General features: G+C 70.2%; 4 protein-coding genes. All 4 read left to right on the top strand.

What is annotated here, in order from left to right:
- On the top strand, positions 1–505 hold a 505-nt coding region (locus Q7A36_RS39325), incomplete at its 5' end, for a hypothetical protein (RefSeq protein WP_305109235.1).
- A gap of 217 nt (positions 506–722) precedes the next feature.
- On the top strand, positions 723–1,202 hold the full coding sequence (locus tag Q7A36_RS39320; RefSeq protein ID WP_305109234.1) for a hypothetical protein: 480 nt from the start codon (positions 723–725) through the stop codon (positions 1,200–1,202).
- Between the two features lie 133 nt (positions 1,203–1,335).
- Positions 1,336–1,908, top strand: a complete 573-nt coding sequence (locus Q7A36_RS39315; protein ID WP_305109233.1) for a tripartite tricarboxylate transporter substrate-binding protein — start codon at positions 1,336–1,338, stop codon at positions 1,906–1,908.
- Between the two features lie 9 nt (positions 1,909–1,917).
- A partial coding sequence (locus tag Q7A36_RS39310) for an FAD-dependent monooxygenase (protein WP_305109232.1) occupies positions 1,918–2,514 on the top strand: 597 nt, incomplete at its 3' end.

Genomic DNA, 2,514 nt, shown 5'->3' with positions numbered 1-2,514 from the left:
TCATCTGTTGGCCATGCTCGTCATGATCCTTCCCTTTGCCGTGCTCGGAGCACTTCTGGCATGGCAGCGAGAGGTCCAGACCGCCGCGGCGATCCTCCTGCTCGGCTTCGGCACTGTTGAACTTCTTCGGCGCCGCCACCCGCGCGTGCTGTCCCGGATCCGGCCGACACGGCTCGGGCTCTGGTCCTTTGCAGTTGCTATCACACACGGTGCAGGGCTGATGCTCGTGCCGGTCTATCTCGGGCTTTGCAGGTCTACTGGATTGGACGAGCGGCAGAACGCCTTAGGTTGGTTGATTAGCGCCAACCTGAGCACGGCGGTGGTTGTCTCCGTCACCCATGCGACGGCAATGATCGTCACGGGCGGGCTTTTTGCGTGGCTGACATACCGTCATCTGGGGCTTCGGCTTGTGGCACGGACTTGGTTCAACCTCGGTGCGGTCTGGGCAACCAGCCTCATCCTGATCGGTGGGCTCTCGCTCGCTATGCATGCAACAGGTGGGTAACCGATATCTGGCGGGCACTGTCAACCCGCTCCACTTCGAAACATAAACGCGCAACGGAAGCTCACCGTAGGAAGCAGTGGGGACAGTCATTAAGCCGCAGGTTCATAGTCGAGACGGAAGCGGTCCGAGCGGGTGCCTCTGTGCCACGCGGATGCCGGCGGGTCGGCGAGTGACCTGCCCGGTAGCAGGCACTCGCCTGCGCGGTCACGTTCAGTCTATGTTCCTGTCCATGGGCACCGGCGCGATCGCACCCGAGGACCTGGCCGCGGCCAGGGCATTCGTCGAGCGCACCTTGGCGGAGCACCCGGACCGGGCGCTGCCGACCTGGGCGCTGGTCGAGACCCTGCGCGATGTCGAGCGCGTGGAAGGCGTCGTGCTCGAAGGCGCCGCGGTCGAGCTCGCGCGCCGGCTCGCCGGCCTGCATGGCTGCCCGGCCCCGGCCTTCCCGGACGTGTTCCATGCCGACTTCTCGGCACTGGGCGACCGCACGCTCGCGGTCTGCGTCCTTGGCTTGGCCCGATGGCTGGAGGCCGAAGCCGCGCCCGCGCCGTCCCGCGAGGCGCGCTTCCTCGTGCTCGGGGCCGCCCGGCTGCTGGCCGCCGACCCGCTTATCCGCCCGCCGGCGCGCCGGGGCGGACCGACAGCCGAGCGCATCGGACCAGCAGGTGCTCTCTCCCACCCCGCCGGAATGGGGTAGGCCCGCAGGGGCGGCAGGCGGGCGATTGCGCTTGGGCACCACCGCCGGAACACCCCGAACCGGAAGCCGGCTTCCCATCCTCTCTGCCAGGATCCCTGCAGGGCTTTGCGGATCGGTTGCGCCCCAGCCCCCGGTGCGCCACGGCGCCGCGATGACACTTGACCTCAAAGTCGAATCCGCATTCGGTTTCGACATGCCCGCCGAGCGTCTTCCCCTCGCAAAGCCCCGCTCCGGCGAGGCCGGCCGGACCGCCGCGGCCATCAAGGACGCCGATCGGCGCACCATCATGCGCGACGCCACCACCCTACGGGCGGTCGTCAACGGCGAGACTGCCGGCACCTTCGAGGTCGGCGTCATCGTCCGATCGCAGGTAACGGCCGGCGCGCTGCGTGCCCTGGCGGTCACGACGCGTCTGCGCGACCCTGGCCTGCCGGAGGTGCCGACCACGGCGGAGCTCGGCTTTCCTGCAATCCTCGCCGGTTCCTGGAGTGCGCTCTTCACTCCCGCCAGCACGCCGGCGCCGTTCATCCGGCTGCTCAACCAAAGGCTGACCGCGGTGATCCGAAGCACGGAGTTCTGCAGCCGGCTGGAGGCGCTGGGCGCGCAGGCCCAGGCCGCCAGCCCCGAGGACCTGGCCGCCTGGGTTGCCGAGGAGCGGGGGCGCTGGACAGGCCTCGCGCGGCAGTTCGCCGCGGTTCTGAACTAGGCCCGCGCGATGACGCGGCACGTCCCGGTGCTGGTCGCGGGCGGCGGCCCGGTCGGTATGACGCTCGCGCTCGAGCTCGCGCGTCGCGGCGTCCGCTGCCTCCTGGCGGAGCGAAATCCGGCGACCACCCAGCACCCGAAAATGGACATCACCAATGCCCGCAGCATGGAGCTGTTCCGCCGCCTCGGCGTCGCCGATGCGCTGCGCGCCGTGGCGGTGCCCGAGGACAGCAACTTCGACGTTGCCTGGATCACCACGCTTGCCGGCCACGAGCTGCACCGCTTCCGCTACCCGAGTGTCGAGGACTGGCGGCAGCTGATCCGCGAGACCAACGACGGCACCATGCCGGCCGAACCGTCCATGCGCGTCTCCCAGGTGGAGATCGAGCCGGTGCTGCAGCGCGCCGTCCTCGCGCACCCGCTGGTCGAGGCGCGCTGGGGCGTCGCCTTCGAGGACCTGGCTCAGGACGCCGGAGGCGTCACCGCGACGTTGCGCCGCGCCGCGGACGGCGGCACGGAGCGGGTGCGCTGCGCCTGGCTCGCCGGCTGCGACGGTGGCACCAGCGCGGTGCGCCGCGCCCTCGGCATCCCGCTCGAGGGCCAGGCT

It is taken from the genome of Paracraurococcus lichenis (assembly GCF_030657435.1).
In the GTDB taxonomy this organism is placed as follows: domain Bacteria; phylum Pseudomonadota; class Alphaproteobacteria; order Acetobacterales; family Acetobacteraceae; genus Paracraurococcus; species Paracraurococcus lichenis.
Note: the sequence above shows the minus strand (reverse complement) of the source record. Positions and strands in the feature narration are given on the sequence as shown.